This window comes from Agrobacterium sp. NPDC089420, assembly GCF_044900305.1.
Taxonomy (GTDB): Bacteria; Pseudomonadota; Alphaproteobacteria; order Rhizobiales; family Rhizobiaceae; genus Agrobacterium.
This window is the reverse complement of sequence record NZ_JBJDMY010000005.1, coordinates 306991-322841: the sequence shown is the minus strand read 5'-3', so window position 1 is coordinate 322841 and position 15851 is coordinate 306991. Positions and strand designations below refer to the sequence as shown.

The 15851-nt window shown below is 61.4% G+C and carries 15 protein-coding genes; 9 read left to right on the top strand and 6 right to left on the bottom strand.

Going from position 1 to position 15851, the window contains the following annotated elements:
- Positions 1-27: 27 nt before the first annotated feature.
- On the bottom strand, positions 28-1524 hold the full coding sequence (locus tag ACI2KA_RS10520) for a replicative DNA helicase (protein ID WP_065115307.1): 1497 nt from the start codon (positions 1522-1524) through the stop codon (positions 28-30).
- 312 nt (positions 1525-1836) lie between these two features.
- On the opposite strand from ACI2KA_RS10520, the gene ACI2KA_RS10515 reads away from it, so the two are divergent.
- The 3 genes from ACI2KA_RS10515 (at position 1837) to ACI2KA_RS10505 (ending at position 5121) form a co-directional block, all read left to right on the top strand.
- Entirely contained in the window at positions 1837-2292 is a 456-nt protein-coding gene (locus tag ACI2KA_RS10515) for a MarR family winged helix-turn-helix transcriptional regulator (protein ID WP_404501732.1), read from the top strand.
- Positions 2293-2366: 74 nt separating this feature from the next.
- The gene (locus ACI2KA_RS10510) at positions 2367-4034 is read left to right on the top strand and encodes an MFS transporter (RefSeq protein ID WP_404501912.1); all 1668 of its coding nucleotides are present in this window, start codon (positions 2367-2369) and stop codon (positions 4032-4034) included.
- A gap of 19 nt (positions 4035-4053) precedes the next feature.
- Complete coding sequence (locus ACI2KA_RS10505) at positions 4054-5121, top strand: HlyD family secretion protein (protein ID WP_404501731.1); 1068 nt, start codon at positions 4054-4056, stop codon at positions 5119-5121.
- Between the two features lie 250 nt (positions 5122-5371).
- Here ACI2KA_RS10505 and rplI read toward each other — a convergent pair whose 3' ends face one another.
- The 5 genes from rplI to ACI2KA_RS10480 all read right to left on the bottom strand — a co-directional run bounded on the left by rplI (position 5372) and on the right by ACI2KA_RS10480 (position 9185).
- Positions 5372-5947, bottom strand: a complete 576-nt coding sequence (rplI, locus tag ACI2KA_RS10500) for a 50S ribosomal protein L9 (protein WP_065115311.1) — start codon at positions 5945-5947, stop codon at positions 5372-5374.
- A gap of 14 nt (positions 5948-5961) precedes the next feature.
- Positions 5962-6936, bottom strand: coding sequence for a DUF2232 domain-containing protein (locus ACI2KA_RS10495; RefSeq protein WP_404501728.1), 975 nt, complete (start codon positions 6934-6936; stop codon positions 5962-5964).
- Between the two features lie 187 nt (positions 6937-7123).
- Positions 7124-7372, bottom strand: a complete 249-nt coding sequence (gene rpsR / locus ACI2KA_RS10490; RefSeq protein ID WP_003502063.1) for a 30S ribosomal protein S18 — start codon at positions 7370-7372, stop codon at positions 7124-7126.
- Between the two features lie 16 nt (positions 7373-7388).
- Positions 7389-7850 carry a 30S ribosomal protein S6 gene (gene rpsF / locus ACI2KA_RS10485; protein WP_003520723.1) on the bottom strand — a complete coding sequence of 154 codons (462 nt, stop codon included), beginning with the start codon at positions 7848-7850 and terminating at the stop codon, positions 7389-7391.
- Between the two features lie 291 nt (positions 7851-8141).
- Positions 8142-9185, bottom strand: a complete 1044-nt coding sequence (locus ACI2KA_RS10480) for an aldo/keto reductase (protein ID WP_404501726.1) — start codon at positions 9183-9185, stop codon at positions 8142-8144.
- Between the two features lie 224 nt (positions 9186-9409).
- On the opposite strand from ACI2KA_RS10480, the gene fabD reads away from it, so the two are divergent.
- The 6 genes from fabD to ACI2KA_RS10450 all read left to right on the top strand — a co-directional run bounded on the left by fabD (position 9410) and on the right by ACI2KA_RS10450 (position 15850).
- A complete protein-coding gene (fabD, locus tag ACI2KA_RS10475) occupies positions 9410-10354 on the top strand; it encodes an ACP S-malonyltransferase (RefSeq protein ID WP_404501724.1) in 945 nt (314 codons plus the stop codon).
- A gap of 99 nt (positions 10355-10453) precedes the next feature.
- Positions 10454-11191 (top strand): 3-oxoacyl-[acyl-carrier-protein] reductase, encoded by a 738-nt coding sequence (fabG, locus tag ACI2KA_RS10470; protein WP_400811968.1) that lies wholly within the window; start codon positions 10454-10456, stop codon positions 11189-11191.
- A gap of 350 nt (positions 11192-11541) precedes the next feature.
- A complete protein-coding gene (locus ACI2KA_RS10465) occupies positions 11542-11778 on the top strand; it encodes an acyl carrier protein (protein ID WP_003502080.1) in 237 nt (78 codons plus the stop codon).
- Between the two features lie 249 nt (positions 11779-12027).
- Entirely contained in the window at positions 12028-13290 is a 1263-nt protein-coding gene (gene fabF / locus ACI2KA_RS10460; protein WP_404501722.1) for a beta-ketoacyl-ACP synthase II, read from the top strand.
- Between the two features lie 385 nt (positions 13291-13675).
- On the top strand, positions 13676-14896 hold the full coding sequence (gene mltG / locus ACI2KA_RS10455; protein ID WP_404501721.1) for an endolytic transglycosylase MltG: 1221 nt from the start codon (positions 13676-13678) through the stop codon (positions 14894-14896).
- Positions 14897-14962: 66 nt separating this feature from the next.
- A complete protein-coding gene (locus tag ACI2KA_RS10450) occupies positions 14963-15850 on the top strand; it encodes a YicC/YloC family endoribonuclease (RefSeq protein WP_404501719.1) in 888 nt (295 codons plus the stop codon).
- The last annotated feature ends 1 nt before the right edge of the window (position 15851 follow it).

Below are 15851 nucleotides of genomic sequence, written 5' to 3'. Positions count from 1 at the left end.
TGCAGCGATAGCCTGCGTGGCTGTGTGTCAATGCTCTTCGTACTGGCTGAAGGAAGGGTCGGCCAGGTCGGCGAAGCGGGTGAATTCGGACTGGAAGGCGAGTTTTACCGTGCCGGTTGGTCCGTGACGCTGCTTGGCGATGATGACGTCGGCCGTGCCCTTCACCTTGTCGAACAGGGCTTCCCATTCGGCATATTTCGGGTCTGCGGGATCGCGCGGCTCCATGTTCTTGACGTAATATTCCTCACGGAACACGAACAGCACCACGTCGGCGTCCTGCTCGATCGAGCCGGATTCACGCAGGTCGGAAAGCTGCGGACGTTTGTCTTCGCGGCTTTCCACCGCACGGGAGAGCTGCGACAGCGCGATGATCGGGACGTTGAGTTCCTTGCCGAGCGCCTTGAGGCCCGTGGTGATCTGGGTGATTTCCTGCACGCGGTTTTCGCCGCTCTTGCCGGAGCCGGTCATCAGCTGAACGTAGTCGACCACCAGGACATCGAGGCCGCGCTGGCGCTTCAGGCGGCGGGCGCGGGCGGACAGCTGGGCAATCGAGATACCACCGGTCTGGTCGATGTAAAGCGGCACCTTCTGCATCATCTGGCTGCAGGCGACGAGTTTTTCGAAGTCGGACTCGGTGATGTCACCACGGCGGATTTTTGAGGAGGAGACTTCCGTCTGCTCGGAAATGATACGGGTCGCCAGCTGTTCGGACGACATTTCGAGCGAGTAGAAGCCGACGACGCCGCCATTCTTCGCCTTGTACGACCCGTCCGGCTGCACTTCCTGCTCATAGGATGCGGCGATATTGTAGGCGATGTTGGTCGCAAGCGAGGTCTTGCCCATACCCGGACGACCGGCAAGCACGATAAGGTCGGAACGCTGCAGGCCGCCCATGCGGGCGTCGAGCGAATGAATGCCGGTGGAAATACCGGAGAGATTGCCGTCGCGTTCGAAGGCGGCCCCCGCCATGTCGATCGCCAGCGCCACGGCATCGTTGAACGACTGGAAGCCGCCGTCGTAACGGCCGGTTTCCGCCAGTTCGAACAGGCGGCGTTCGGTGTCTTCGATCTGCGCCTGCGGCGGCATGTCGAGCGGCGCATCATAGGCGATGTTGACGACATCCTCGCCGATCTGGATCAGCGCGCGGCGCAGCGCCAGGTCATAGATCGCGCGGCCGTAATCTTCCGCGTTGATGATCGATACGGCTTCAGCGGCCAGACGCGCGAGATACTGCGCCACCGTCAGGTCGCCGATCTTGTCGTCGGCCGGCAGGAAGGTCTTGATCGTCACCGGATTGGCGGTCTTGCCCATGCGGATGATATCGCCCGCCACCTCGAAGATCTTGCGGTGCAGCGGTTCGTAAAGATGCACGGGCTTCAGGAAGTCCGACACGCGATAATAGGCGTCGTTGTTGACGAGGATGGCGCCGAGCAGCGCCTGTTCGGCCTCGATATTGTTCGGCGCTTCGCGGTAGTGCGGTTCCGCCGGCTGCGCGGGGGTGATCTTTCTCACAGCGTCGTTCATGGTTTGCGCGATCTCCCTTTGCCTTGTCCTTACACCTCGGGTTTGGCTTCCTGGGGCATGGCAGTCAATGATATTGTTGCAACACTATGCGGCAGGCTGACGTCCGCTCTGTAAAGCTGGATCACATCTTCAGTTGTCCCCAGCAATCCACAGGCGGGGCGGGGACAAGGCGCCGGGATTTTCCGGCAACGTGATTCGCTGCCATGAGTTTACCGCATGGCAGACCCGGCAGGAAAGAAACTTGAAAATCGTCAGGCTTGCGAATAAATAGGCAGAAAATAAGTAGTGTGCTAATTATAAGGCTTACTTCGAATGTCACGCGAAACCGACAAGGAACAGCTTCTCGACGAGGTTTCCGCTTTTACCCGCAAGCTGCGCGCGTTTTTTGACGCGCGGGTCGCGGAAAGCGGGCTGACGCTTGCGCGCGCGCGTGCGCTTTTTGCCCTGTCGCGACGGGGTCCGCTGACACAGACGGAGCTTGCCGAAGAAATGGAAATCGAAACCCCGACGCTGGTGCGGGTGCTCGACGGCATGGAAAAACAGAACCTCATCGAGCGCCGTTCCGACGAAAACGACCGCCGCGCCAAACGCATCCACATGACGGAAGAAGGTGAGAACACCTCCGGTACGGTGCAGGCGGTGGCAAAGACGCTGCGTTCGGAAATCACCGCCGATATTTCTTCCGAGGATCTGGCGATGGCGCTCGATGTGATGCGCCGTCTTTCGGCCAATCTGCAAAATCTTGCGGCGGGGAGGGCGCAGTCGTGAGCATTGTCTTGCCGCAGGCCACTGGCGACGCGGTCACTGAAAAAGATGCGGCCATCGCCGGGCCTGAAGACGCCGTGGCCGTCCCTCAGACGGTGAGCGACGCCGATGGCGATGCGGCGGCGCCGCAACCCGCCGTCCCGGCCGCGCCGCAGCCGGTTGAGCGGCCGGTATGGCTGAGACTGTGTTTCATCTTTGCGGGCCTGTCATTCTTCATCACCCAGGGTCTGGGCATGAATCTCGTCATGGCCAATATCTATCAGCTGCAGGGTGAGTTCTCCGCCACGGTGGCCGAGGTGGCCTGGCTTTCCGCCGCCTATATGGCGCCCTATGCCACGTTTTCCATCGCGCTCTTCAAGATCAGGGCGCAATATGGCCTGCGGCCCTTTGCCGAACTCTCGATCATCGCCTTTGTGGTCGCCTCCTGTCTCAACCTGTTCGTGACCGACCTGCATTCGGCCATCGTCATCCGCTTCGTCAGCGGCATGGCAGCGGCGCCGATTTCCTCGCTCGGCTTTCTCTATATTCTGGAGGCCTTTCCGCCGGCGCGGAAATTCTCGCTCGGTTTCAGCATCGCGCTGACCGGCACGCTGCTGTCGGCGCCGATCGCGCGCATCGTCTCGCCCTCCCTGCTGGAAATCGACGGCTGGAACGCGCTCTATTCCATGGAAGTGGGATTTGCGCTGATCTCCTTCGCCATGATCTATGTCCTGAAGGTGACGCCGCCGCCGCGTGCGAAAGTCATCGAGCGCATGGATATCTTGAGCTATCTGCTGTTTGCGGGCGGTCTCGGCTGTCTTGCGGTCATGCTGACGCTTGGCCGGTTCTACTGGTGGTTCGAAACCTGGTGGCTGGGCGCGCTTCTGGCAACGTCGATCGCGCTTTTGACCCTCATGGCCTTCATCGAACTGCCGCGCAAGAACCCACTGCTCGACCTGCGCTGGATTTTCTCGAAGACCAACCTGCACATCATCGCGGTGCTGCTCGTTTACCGCGCGGTTTCCTCCGAACAATCCTCCACGGCGGTCAGCTTCTACCAGCAGCTCGGCCTGCTGAACGACCAGACGACCACGCTTTATGCGCTGGTGCTGCTGGCCACCGTGCTTGGCGGTGCGGCCTGCGCCTGGCTGATGCTGACGAAATATGTCGATACGGCCCACGTGATTGCGCTGGCGCTGATTGCCGCCGGCTCGTTCATGGACAGCCAGTCCACCAATCTGACGCGCCCGGGCGAGATGTATCTCAGCCAGATGATGATCGCTTTCGGCGCCGCCATGTTCCTGCCGCCGGTCATGGCCAAGGGATTTGCCGCAGCGCTTGCCAGAGGTGCGCCCTATCTGGTGAATTTCATCACCATCTTCCTGTTCACGCAGATCACGGGTTCGATGCTGATGACGGGACTGCTCGGCAGCTTCGTGACGCTGCGGGAGAAATTCCATTCCAATGTTCTGGTGGAAAATATCCTGCTCACCAATCCCTTGGTTGCCCAGCGCGTGTCCCAGCTTTCCGGTGCCTACAGCCACGTCATCACCGATCCGGCGCTGCTGAAGGCCGAGGGGCTTGCACTCCTTGGCCAGCAGGTCAGCAGGGAAGCCTATGTGCTGGCCTATAATGACACCTTCCTGCTGATATCCGTCGTTTCGGCGCTGGCGCTTGTCGCGCTTTTGCTCCACCTTGCCTGGATGCGCATCCGTCCCTTCCTCCTCCGGAATGACATCGATGCCGCGCCGGCGCCACAGTCTTGAACCTTCCAAGAGTGACACAATGCTGAAGAAGTTTTTTACCCCCGTTTCCATTCTCGTGCTGCTCGGTGGTCTCGCCGGCGTTGCGCTGGTGCTTTATGCGTGGCGGCTGCCGCCGTTTCTGTCCACCGTCGAAATGACCGACAACGCCTTCGTGCGCGGTTACGTCACGACCATGAGCCCGCAGGTCAGCGGTTATGTCGTCGATGTCCCGGTGAAGGATTATCAGGAGGTCAAGCAGGGCACGCTGCTGGCGAAGATCGACGACCGCATCTACCGGCAGAAACAGGCGCAGGCGGCCGCCACGCTCGATACGCAGAAGGCGGCGCTGGATAATTCCCGCCAGCAGGAAAATGCCGCCAATGCCAACATCCTCTCCAGCCAGGCGGCGGTCGACAGCGCCGAAGCCTCGCTGAAACAGGCGCAGCTTGCCTCCGACCGGCAGGATAATCTCATCAAAAGCGGGGCCGGAACCTCCAGCCTGCAGGAAGAAGCCCATGCCGCGCTTGAAAAGGCGCGGGCGTCGCTGTCGCAGGCAAAAGCGGCGCTGGAGGTCTCGCGTCAGGATCTGCAGACGATCATCGTCAACCGCAGCTCCCTGCAGGCTGCCGTCGCCAATGCCGAGGCCGCGGTCGAACTCACCAAGATCGACCTCGCCAATACCGAGATTCACGCGCCGGTGGACGGCAGGCTCGGCGAAGTCGGCGTGCGCACCGGCCAATACGTCACCGCCGGCACGCAATTGATGGCCGTTGTGCCGCATGATGTCTGGGTCATCGCCAATTTCAAGGAAACCCAGCTGGCGGGCATGCAGATCGGCCAGCCGGTGACGATCTCGGTCGATGCCCTGCATCGCCGCAAGCTGACCGGCCATGTGGAGCGGTTCTCGCCGGCCACGGGTTCGGAATTCGCCGTCATCAAGCCGGACAATGCGACCGGCAATTTCGTGAAGATCGCCCAGCGCCTCGGCGTGCGGATCGTGATCGATCCCGACCAGCCGCTGGCGGCGGAACTGTCGCCCGGCATGTCGGTGGTGGTGCATGTGGACAAGAGCGTGGCGCCTGAGGGGGCGGAGACGGCGGCGAAGTAGTCGGAACGCCCGGCGAGCGTGGTTTACCCCCCTCTGTCCTGCCGGACATCTCCCCCTCAAGGGGGGAGATCGATATGCCGCACGCGCTCGTTCCATAGGCAGGGTGCCATCCACTTGCCGATCTCCCCCCTTGAGGGGGAGATGCCCGGCAGGGCAGAGGGGGGTAAACCTCTCCACACACTCCAACCCCACAAACAAAAAACCCCGGATGTCTCCATCCGGGGTTTTCTTATGGCCGCTAAGCCAAATCTTATTCGTCGTCGCCGTCGCGGTCTGCTTCCGGATCGAAGAAGTCTTCCGGACGCAGCGCGTCTTCGTCAACGCCGTAGATGGCGTCGGCGGAGGTGAGGCTTTCGCCCTTGGACTGGCGTTCTGCTTCTTCAGCCGAACGGGCAACGTTGAGCTCGACCTGCAGCTCGACTTCGGCATGCAGGTGGAGCGTAACGTTGTGCAGGCCGATGGTCTTGATCGGCGTGTTCAGTTCAACCTGGTTACGGCCGATGTTGAAGCCTTCTGCGCCGAGGATTTCGACGACGTCGCGGGCAGCAACAGAACCGTACAGCTGGCCGGTTTCGCCAGCCGAACGGACGACGATGAAGGACTTGCCTTCCAGAGCCTCGGCAACCTTCTGGGCTTCCGACTTGCGCTCGAGGTTACGGGCTTCGAGCGTGGCGCGCTCGGTTTCGAAACGGGCCTTGTTGGCGGCGTTGGCGCGCAGCGCCTTGCCCTGCGGCAGCAGGAAGTTACGGGCATAACCGTCGCGAACCTTGACGGTTTCGCCCATCTGGCCGAGCTTGTTGATGCGTTCGAGAAGAATGACGTCCATCTTCTTGATCCTTTCTATGGTTTGGTTTCGTTCGTATTGTCGGTTTTCCGTGCAGGCGTCAGCGAGATCGTGCTGCGCACGTCGCTCAAGCCGAGCACGAGAATGATGAACAGCGGAAAGACAAAGATCGCCGAGAGATAAGCGAGGATGAGAACCGGCAGCCGCCAGTCCTTGCCGCGGGCGCGCTTGTGCAGCGAGGCGTAACCCGCCATCAGGAAGCCCGCGCCGAAGGTACCGCAGATGACGGCGCCTATCATGGCGGGGACGCCCCCGAAGAACATGGCGACGATGCCGCCGAGAAAGATGAAGATGGCGTTGCGGTGCATGCGCAGCGCGGAGGGAATATCCTCACGCGGGCGAAGGCCCTTGCCGAAGGTGCCGACCAGCCGCGTCGCGAAATAATAGGCGGCAAACAGCAGGATGACCCAGAGGCCGCCCTGAACGATCGGCAGCATCAGCACCAGCAGCGATTTCGTCTGGGCGAGCGCCTCGGCATTGGGTTCGAACAAGGGTTCGCGGTTCTGCACCGAGGTCATCATGATATCGACCATGCGGGCGACGAGATCGGGACCGTAACCGATCATCCAGCCGAGAATGACGACGGCGACAGAGACCAGAATGCAAAGATGCAGCACGATGCCGGACAGCGGATACCAGGCGAGCAGATCGTCCGGGCCGCCGAGTTCGGAGGCCGGACGCGCCAGATTGGCGAGATGCGAAAGGTAGCCCGCCGGGATCAGCGTGAAGATCGCAATGGTCAGCGCAAAAAGCGGCGACATGACCAGCGCACCGATGATGGCCGTGGTGATGATCGCGATAATGGCGGCGCGGTTGCCCCAGCCCATGCCGGCGATGAAGATGGGCATGGCCGAACCGGCATAGAGCAGGAAAGAAAGCGACGACTGCGCCGTTGCGCCAAGCGTTAAAAACGCGGCGCATATGCCGGCGAGGACGCCGGTGATCAGCACTGTCTGGTTCAACTTCTGCACGTCGCTGTCCTGCTGAAACTAAAGCAGTTAGAGGATCGCTCCTTGGAGCCTCATCCCCAACATGGGTTTTATGGTATCGATCCGCGCCCAACGCGGAAGGATGAGTATTTCTCGACCCGCTGATTAAGAGTCAGCTGCTTCGAGGAAAAAACGAGGCCGCGCCAAGACGCAGCCTCGCTTCAATTCATTACGCTACGACGTAGGGCAGCAGGCCGAGGAAACGGGCGCGCTTGATCGCCTGGGCGAGTTCGCGCTGCTTCTTCTGGGAAACGGCCGTGATGCGGGACGGAACGATCTTGCCGCGCTCGGAAATGTAGCGCTGCAGCAGACGAACGTCTTTGTAGTCGATCTTCGGAGCGTTGGCGCCGGAGAAGGGGCACGTCTTGCGACGGCGGTGGAACGGGCGGCGTGCCTGGGAAGAGGATGCGTCAGCCATTGGTCAAAACTCCTTCTTATGCACGGTCTTCGCGCGGACGGCGCGGACGGTCTTCGCGGTCGCCGAAGCCACCTTCGCGCGGTGCGCGGGGACCACGATCTTCACGCGGGCCACGGTCCGGACGGTCGCCATCGCGGCGCGGACGGTCGTCGCGGTCGCGCTTCTGCATCATCGCGGACGGGCCTTCTTCGTGGGCTTCGACGGCGATGGTCATGTAGCGAAGAACGTCTTCGTTGATGCGCATCTGGCGCTCGACTTCATGGATGGCGGCCGCCGGAGCGTCGATGTCCATGAGAGCGTAGTGAGCCTTGCGGTTCTTCTTGATGCGGTAGGTGAGGGACTTCAGACCCCAGTTCTCGATGCGTCCGACTTTACCGCCGAACGATTCGATAACGCCCTTGTACTGCTCGACAAGTGCGTCGACCTGCTGGGCAGAAATATCCTGCCGGGCAAGGAAGATGTGTTCGTAAAGAGCCATTTAAGCTTTGCCTTTCTTGCGTTTCGTCCTTCACCCGGCAACGGCGCTAAGCCTCAACGACTGCTCTTGGGTGAGGCGATGAAGCCTTAAAGCAAGAAAAGCGTTGTTCGAGACGGTCGAGAGCGGAGACACGGGAGGCCGGAAAAACCTTATGGTTCCTGCTGTTCCGTTGCCGGAACCAGCCCTCCGTTCAGCCACCAGCCATAAGACCGGGTGTTGTGAACAGCGCGCTTATACGGATTTTTGCCCGGAATGCAAGGGCAAGCGGCGAAAAAGCGCGCCGTCCGGTCGTCAGATCGGCATCGGATATTGGCGATGGATCGCAGCGATGCCCTTCAGCACGTCATCCGGCAGCGCAACCTCAGCCGCCGCAATATCCACCTTCAACTGTTCCATCGTCGTTGCGCCGATGATGACTGACGCCATGAACGGGCGGGTGAGGCAAAACGCGATGGCGAGCTGTGCCGGGTCGATCCCGTGCTGAGCGGCGAGGTCGAGATAGGCCTTGACCGGGGCTTCCTGAAACGGCTGCAGGCGGCCGCCAAGGTTGCTGTTGATGCTGCCGCGCGATCCCGCCGGGCACGCGCCGTTCTGGTACTTGCCGGTCAGCAGCCCCGCCGCCAGCGGCGAATAGGCGAGCAGGCCGACATCCTCGTGATGGGCGACTTCCGCCATGTCGAGATCGAAGCTGCGATAGAGCAGGTTATATTCGTTCTGGATGCTGGCGACGCGCGGCAGGCCGCGGGCCTCGGCAATGTCGATATATTTCTGGGTGCCCCAGGCGCTTTCATTGGAAAGGCCGATGGCGCGGATCTTGCCGGCCTTCACCAGCTCGCCGAGCGTGTCGAGCTTTTCGGTGATTTCGGCAAGCGTGCGCTCCTTGTCCTGACCGGAAGCGTCGAAGCTCCAGACGCCGCGGAAGTGATAGGTGCCGCGATTCGGCCAGTGGATCTGGTAAAGGTCGATGTAATCCGTCTTCAGGCGCTTGAGGCTGGTATCCACCGCTTCGCGGATGGCGGCGGCGTCGATATCGCGACCGCCGCGAATATAATCGCGTCCCGAACCGGCGACCTTGGTGGCCAGCACGACCTGATCGCGCTTGCCGGTCTTTTCGAACCATGTGCCGATATAGTCTTCCGTCCGGCCTTGCGTTTCGGCGGAAACGGGGGTGGTGGGATAAAGCTCGGCCGTATCGAAGAAATTGACGCCGTTTTCGACGGCGTAATCCATCTGCGCATGCGCGTCTGCTTCGGTGTTCTGCGTGCCCCACGTCATCGTGCCAAGGCAAATTTCGGACACGGCAATACCCGTGCGGCCCAATAGTCTCTGTTTCATGGAAATGTCCCGGTGCTAAGGCGAGATGTGGTGAAAGGTGGCATGAAAGTAATGGGGAATTGCCGCAGTGCAAGAAAAAATATGATGAAAAGACCGGGGAAAACAGGTCGGCAAAACCCCGGAGAAGGGCCTGCCATAGGGCTTCAAGCCTTGACTTCGCTTCCGGGAATGTGAATGGAAGTCGCAGGAATAAGGGCAAGGCCAAAAAAGAAGGACCACATCCCATGGGTATTGCATTCACATTTCCCGGTCAGGGAAGCCAGGCCGTCGGCATGGGCAAGGAACTTGCCGATACCTATGTCGAGGCGCGCGCCGTGTTCGAGGAAGTCGACGAGGCGCTTGGCCAGAAACTTTCCGACATCATGTGGAACGGCCCGGAAGAGACGCTGACGCTGACGGCCAACGCTCAGCCGGCGCTCATGGCCGTGTCGATGGCAGTCATGCGGGTTCTCGAAGCGCGCGGTTTCAAGCTTTCGGATGCCGTCTCCTATGTCGCCGGCCATTCGCTCGGCGAATATTCGGCGCTCTGTGCCGCCGGCACCTTCTCGGTCGCCGATACCGCCCGCCTTCTGCGCATCCGCGGCAATGCCATGCAGGCCGCCGTGCCGGTCGGCGAGGGCGCCATGGCGGCGATCATCGGGCTGGAGCATGACGCGGTCTCGGCCATCTGCGACGAGGCCGGCATTCTCGGCGTCTGCCAGATCGCCAATGACAATGGCGGCGGCCAACTGGTCATTTCCGGCGGCAAGGCCGCCGTCGAAAAGGCGGCGGCGCTCGCCTCCGAAAAGGGCGCCAAGCGCGCCATCATGCTGCCGGTTTCCGCCCCCTTCCATTCCGCGCTGATGGCGCCGGCGGCGGAGGCCATGCGTGAGGCGCTGGCCAAGGTGGAGAAGAAGGCCCCGGTCGTGCCGGTCATCGCCAATGTGCGCGCCGCCCCCGTTTCCGACGCCGACGAGATCGCTGCCCTGCTGGTCGAGCAGGTGACGGGCCAGGTGCGCTGGCGCGAGACGGTGGAATGGTTCGCCGCCAACAATGTCACGCAGCTTTACGAGATCGGCTCCGGCAAGGTGCTGACGGGCCTTGCCCGCCGCATCGACAAGACGGTGAATGGCGTTGCCGTCAACGGGGCCGCCGATATCGACCAGCTTCTTGCCATGCTTATCGGCTGAAAACGGGTTTCGTCCCGGGACGGCTTTTTGTTCACGACAATTCCGGATGCAGACCGCTGAAAAGCTTCAGCGGCAATTGCTCTCAAAAAGGAACGGACCATGTTTGATCTGACAGGCCGCAAGGCTCTCGTAACCGGCGCGACCGGCGGCATCGGCGAAGAAATCGCCCGCACCCTGCATGCCCAGGGCGCAACCGTCGGCCTGCACGGCACCCGCGTTGAAAAGCTTGAGGCGCTGGCGGCGGAACTTGGCGATCGCGTCAAGATCTTCCCGGCCAACCTTTCCGACCGCGCCGAGGTCAAGGCGCTGGGTGAAAAGGCGGAAGCCGAGCTGGAAGGCGTCGATATTCTCGTCAACAATGCCGGCATCACCAAGGACGGCCTCTTCGTGCGCATGAGCGACGAGGACTGGGACAACGTCATCGAGGTGAACCTGACCGCGATGTTCCGCCTGACGCGGGAACTGACGCATCCGATGATGCGCCGCCGTTTCGGCCGCATCATCAACATCACCTCCATCGTCGGCGTCACCGGCAATCCCGGCCAGGCCAATTATTGCGCCTCCAAGGCCGGCATGATCGGTTTTTCGAAGTCGCTGGCCCAGGAAATCGCCACCCGCAACGTCACCGTCAACTGCGTGGCCCCTGGCTTCATCGAAAGCGCCATGACCGGCAAGCTGAACGACAAGCAGAAAGAGGCCATCATGGGCGCCATCCCCATGAAGCGCATGGGAACCGGCGCGGAAATCGCCTCGGCCGTGCTGTATCTCGCTTCCAACGAGGCCGGTTACATGACCGGCCAGACGCTGCACGTCAACGGCGGCATGGCAATGATCTGACGGCATCATCCGCCATCGTGAAAAGGATTGCGGCGCTATTTCAGCACCTTCTTGGGTAGCTTGCGCCGCAAGGCCCCGCATGCCGGTTTCCGGCGAAATTGCCTGTCATACGCTGTGCTTAGCGCGTTTTCAGGCTTTTCGACCGGTTGAAACCGTGTTAAGCGGGCCAAGACTGTGAACAGTCGTCCCGGAGAGACAGGAAGCCGTTGCGATTTTGCGTGACGATGTCTAGCTTGGACCGGGTTGAACGGGTTTGCCAGCAGTGCCGGATTTGAACGGCGCATGAGGGCTTCTAACAGGGCAGGGTGCCGCGAGGCATTCCCTTCAAAATAAAGGTCGAGGAAACCGACATGAGCGATATCGCAGAACGCGTAAAGAAAATTGTAATTGATCATCTTGGCGTTGACGCCGACAAGGTTGTCGAAGGCGCCAGCTTCATTGACGATCTGGGCGCTGATTCGCTCGACACCGTTGAACTGGTCATGGCTTTCGAAGAAGAATTCGGCGTTGAAATTCCCGACGACGCAGCGGACTCGATCCTGACCGTCGGCGACGCCGTCAAGTTCATCGAGAAGGCCCAGGCCTGATCGACCTTCATCGGGAAGGTGAAATATCTTCCCGTCTTGGCCCGGCTTGTCCGGGCCAATGTTTTATAGAAAGACGGTACGCGCCCCGACGGTTGTGCGCTCCGTAAGATACGCGGATTTGCGGAGCCGAAGCGGTGCCCGGCAAATAATGCGAATATTCGAAATGCTGCAGCATCCCGCAAACGTCACCCTTGTGATGTCCGGCGTTGCAGAAAGACCGATGATTTGGATAAGGGCGGAGCATTGGCGATGAGGCGTGTCGTTATCACCGGTACCGGCATGGTATCTCCTCTTGGATGTGGAACGGAAATCACCTGGGAAAGGCTGCTGGCCGGCCAGAACGGTGCCCGTCTCGTAACCGAATTCGAGGTCGAGGACCTGCCCGCAAAGATTGCCTGCCGCATTCCCGTCGGCGATGGCTCCGACGGCACCTTCAATGCCGATGACTGGATGGAGCCGAAGGAGCAGCGCAAGGTCGATCCCTTCATCGTTTATGGCATGGCCGCCGCCGACATGGCGCTTGCCGACGCGGACTGGCATCCGGAAACGGATGAGGACCAGATTGCCACCGGCGTGCTGATCGGCTCCGGCATCGGCGGCCTGGAAGGCATTGTCGAGGCGGGTTACACGCTGCGCGACAAAGGCCCGCGCCGCATTTCCCCATTTTTCATTCCCGGCCGTCTGATCAACCTCGTCTCCGGCCAGGTTTCCATTCGCCACAAGCTGCGCGGCCCGAACCACGCCGTCGTGACGGCCTGCTCGACCGGCGCGCACGCCATTGGCGACGCCGCCCGGCTGATTGCGCTCGGCGATGCCGATGTGATGGTGGCCGGCGGCGCCGAATCGCCGGTCTGCCGCATCGCGCTTGCCGGTTTTGCCGCCTGCAAGGCGCTTTCCACCCAGCATAACGACAATCCCGAGAAGGCCTCGCGCCCCTATGACCGCGACCGCGACGGTTTCGTCATGGGCGAAGGCGCAGGTATCGTCGTGCTGGAAGAGCTGGAACATGCCAAGGCGCGCGGCGCGAAGATTTACGCCGAAGTCGTCGGCTACGGCCTCTCCGGTGACGCCTACCACATCACGGCGCCGTCCGAGGACGGCGAGGGCGCCTATCGCTGCATGTCCATGGCGCTGAAGCGCGCCGGCCTGACGCCGGACGACATTGACTACATCAACGCCCACGGCACCTCCACCATGGCCGATACGATCGAGCTTGGTGCGGTAGAGCGGCTTGTCGGCGATTCGGCGTCGAAGATTTCGATGTCTTCCACCAAGTCGGCCACCGGCCATCTTCTCGGCGCGGCGGGTGCCATCGAGGCGATCTTCGCCACGCTTGCAATCCGCGACAACATCGTTCCGCCGACGCTGAACCTCGACAATCCCGATGTCGAGACGACAATCGATCTGGTGCCGCACCAGGCGCGCAAGCGTCAGGTCAACGTGGCGCTCTCGAATTCCTTCGGCTTCGGCGGCACCAACGCCTCCCTCGTGCTGCGCCGTTACGAAGCATAAGCGCGGCGGCTCTGCCGTCGCAGCGGCGACCCGGGCTGCAAACCGCTTCGGCGGTTGCGGCTCTCTTCTGCCGGGTGCTGAAATAAAGCGCTCTTTCCTTTGAGGAACGTGGTGCCGGCTGCGAAAGCCATTTCGATTTTCGCGCCGATATTGTAGTCGTCTATGGCGGATGGTTTGCCGGTTTCGGGGTGATTTCCCTGCGGCCGGCGGATTGCAGACCGCAGACGGCTTTACCGGACCGGCCCCGTCCGAAACGATGTTGCGCGAGGCCGGAAAAGGGGCATTCACAATGTCTCTATGTGGTGCAGGAAGATATTCCGAACCTGTTTTTGCCGCATTACCTGCGCAAAAAGCGCTGACAACGCCGAACTGAAAAGGACCGACGGTGAGCGACACGAACCAGAATAGCCAGGGACCCTACGGACGAGACGGTGGAGGCGAGGGCAATCGCGGCCCGATCATTCCGAAATCCCCGACCGAGGCGCTGCGTCCGGAAAAGGTGCCGGCCCCGCCGAAGCGTTCCCGCAAGGCGCACGGCCAGCTGGTGATCTTCCTGAACTTTCTGATGACGCTCGCGGTTGCCGTCTGTGTGCTGGCCATCGCCGCCTTCTATTACATGATCAATGCGTTCCAGGAGCCCGGTCCGCTTCAGACGAATACCCATTTCACGGTGCGCAACGGCGCCGGCCTCATCGAGATCGCCAATAATCTCGAGCGCAACGACGTCATCTCCAATGCCCGCGTCTTCCGCCTGATGACCGGCAGCTATCTGCAGAAGGATCAGACGCTGAAGGCGGGTGAATATGAGATCAAGGCCGGCGCATCGATGAAGGATATCATGATGCTGCTGGAATCCGGCAAGTCGATCCTTTATTCCGTCTCGCTACCGGAGGGTCTGACCGTCAAGCAGATGTTCGCACGTCTCGCCGCGGACGAGGTGCTGGACGGCGACTTGCCCTCGGCCCTGCCGCCGGAAGGCAGCCTTCGCCCGGATACCTATCGTTTCACCCGCGGCACCAAGCGCGAAGAGATCATCAGCCAGATGAGTGCGGCGCAGGACAAGCTGATCGACATGATCTGGGAGCGGCGCGACCCCGACCTGCCGATCAAGACCGTCGAGGAATTCGTGACGCTCGCCTCGATCGTCGAAAAGGAAACCGGCAAGGATGACGAGCGCGCCCATGTCGCCTCCGTCTTCTATAACCGCCTGAAGAAGGGCATGCGCCTGCAGTCCGACCCGACCATCATCTATGGTCTGTTCGGCGGCGACGGCAAACCCTCCGACCGGCCGATCTACCAGTCGGACCTGCAGAAGCAGACGCCGTTCAACACCTATGTCATCAAGGGCCTGCCGCCGTCGCCCATCGCCAATCCGGGACGGGCGGCACTTGAAGCTGTCGCCAATCCCTGGCGCACCGACGACCTTTATTTCGTCGCCGACGGCACGGGCGGGCATGTTTTTGCAAAGACGCTCGACGAACACAACGCCAATGTGCGTCGCTGGCGCAAGATAGAGGCGGAGAGGGCCGCCGCCGGCGCCAATCCCGATGTCGCCGTGGATGGTCAGCCCGGCGGCGCAGAGGCGGAAAAACCGGCCAACAACTGATAGTCCTGACCGGGCCTTGCGATCCGCAAGGCCCGTTTTTGTACGGCATGACGGGGGATTCTGGATATGACATTGCAATCGATGACCGGCTTTGCGCGCAGCGAAGGCACATCCGGCCGTTACCGCTGGGCATGGGAATTGCGATCGGTGAACGGCAAGGGGCTCGACGTGCGCCTGCGTCTGCCCGCCGGTCTTGAAGCGCTGGAAACGGCCTTGCGGGAAATCGCCGGCACCCATCTTTCGCGTGGCAACATTCAGGCCGGCCTGACGCTGGCGATTGCGGAAAACCGGCTGGAGGCCGTCGTCAACCGTGATGCGCTCGCCGCAGTCCTGGCGCTCAAGAAGGAACTCGGCGACGTCGTCGACGACAGGCCGCTGAGCTTCGATACGCTGCTGACGCTGCGCGGCCTGGTCGATTTCCGCGAGGCGGAAGACGATGCGGAAGCGCAGGCCACGCGCAACGGCGAAGTGCTGGCCGGTTTTACCACTGCGGTCGGAAAGCTGAAGGACATGCGCGAGCGGGAGGGGGCGTCGCTGTTTGCCATCCTGTCCGGCCATATCGACCGGATCGAGCAGCTGGTCGATGCGATCGAAAGCGATCCCTCCCGTCAACCGGAGCAGATCGCGGCAAGACTTGCGCAACAGATCGCCCTGATCGGTGACGGCATGCACGGGCTCGACCGCGACCGTCTCCATGCCGAGGCGGCGCTGATTGCCACCAAGGCGGATTTGCGCGAAGAGATAGACCGCCTGCGCGCGCATGTGCAGGCGTCGCGGGAGCTTTTGACGAATGGCGGCCCGGTTGGCCGCAAGCTCGATTTTCTTGCACAGGAATTTAACCGCGAGTCGAATACAATCTGTTCCAAATCGAACGCCAGTGCGGTAACCGCAGCAGGCATAGAGCTGAAAGTGGTTATCGACCAGTTCCGCGAGCAGGTCCAAAATCTGGAGTAGA